Source organism: Capnocytophaga sp. oral taxon 329 str. F0087, from assembly GCF_000213295.2.
GTDB classification, from domain to species: Bacteria; Bacteroidota; Bacteroidia; order Flavobacteriales; family Flavobacteriaceae; genus Capnocytophaga; species Capnocytophaga leadbetteri_A.
The window spans coordinates 1-1,217 of sequence record NZ_KN390109.1 but is presented as its reverse complement, the minus strand read 5'-3'; the positions used below and the strand labels follow the sequence as shown (position 1 = coordinate 1,217).

The 1,217-nt window shown below is 50.0% G+C and carries 1 protein-coding gene and 1 pseudogene; both read right to left on the bottom strand.

Annotated features, from left to right (window positions below):
* On the bottom strand, nucleotides 1–857 hold an 857-nt coding region (locus HMPREF9074_RS11635), incomplete at its 3' end, for an Rpn family recombination-promoting nuclease/putative transposase (protein WP_034541097.1).
* Nucleotides 858–978: 121 nt separating this feature from the next.
* A pseudogene (locus HMPREF9074_RS12540) lies at nucleotides 979–1,217 on the bottom strand (hypothetical protein); the annotation flags it as partial.

Below are 1,217 nucleotides of genomic sequence, written 5' to 3'. Positions count from 1 at the left end.
TCTGCGCGTCCTTCCGCTAATCCTTCCGCTAATCCTTCTGCTCGTCCTTCTGCTCGTCCTTCTGCTCGTCCTTCTGCTCGTCCTTCGGCCAGCCCTTTCGACCGTCCTTCCGTCAATCCTTCCAGTTTGGCTGTGCTCAACACGTCATTTTGTATCATGATGGCATTGAGATGCTCGTCGTAGGCGTATCGTTCGGCGGGAGCCATACTGTAATATTTCAGTTTCTCCCGTGCCTCGCTTAAGCCCGGCACTTTAGTATCGGGTTCGATTTCCCCTGTCTTTAGGTAGTTAACCCATTCTTCCAGTGGCGTCTTTGCTACCTTGTCGAACTCGTTCACGCGTATGATGTAATATTCCGGGAAAATCTCTCTTGGGTACTTGGGCAGGATGGCATCCTCCTGCTTGGTCGAGATTTGCAGTTCGTCGGAAGTGTGCACGCCTATAAAACGGTTCTGTCCGTGGTAGAGGTAATCGTTACCCTTGCCCAAATCGAAATAGACGATGCTGATGGAGTACACCTTCTTGATGTTTCCATAGCTCTCGCCTAATGAAATGTGTTCGGTGATGGTCTTGGCCACGCCGTACAGTATGCGTTCCAGATAATAAACCTCCCGCGTGTTCTGCACCTCCACGAGTATGATTTCGCCTTTGCTGTTCTTTGCCTTGATGTCCACGCGGTTGAACTTGTCGGTCTCGGCCAACTGGTTCCCCTCACTTTCCAATATTTCCACGATTTGCGTCTTGTCCTCGAAGAGCACTGTGAGCAACCCTTCCAGCACGGCGAAGTTGGCCTTGTCGCGTAGCAGCCGCTTGATGGCCCAGTCGAATCGTATGTATCTGTCCTTGAGCTTGCCCATAAGATATTTATTTTAGGGTTTATGCAAATACAAAGAAAAGGAATTATCGCAAGAAATCAAAGTGAAAGGGCATGAAATATTTCTTGATACTTTGGGAATTCAAAGACCGCTGACCGCATACCTACAATTTCACGATGTCTTCTTTGGAGAGTCCGGTGGCGCGAGAAATATCTTCCATGGACAGCCCCATGGCTTTCAGGTTCCGTGCCGTGGATAGGAGTGCTTCTTCCCGTCCTTCCGCTCGTCCTTCTTCCCGTCCTTCCGCCCTTCCTTTCGACCGTCCTTCCGTCAATCCTTCCAGTTTGGCTGTGCTCAACACGTCATTTTGTATCATGATGGCATTGAGATGCTCGTCGTAGG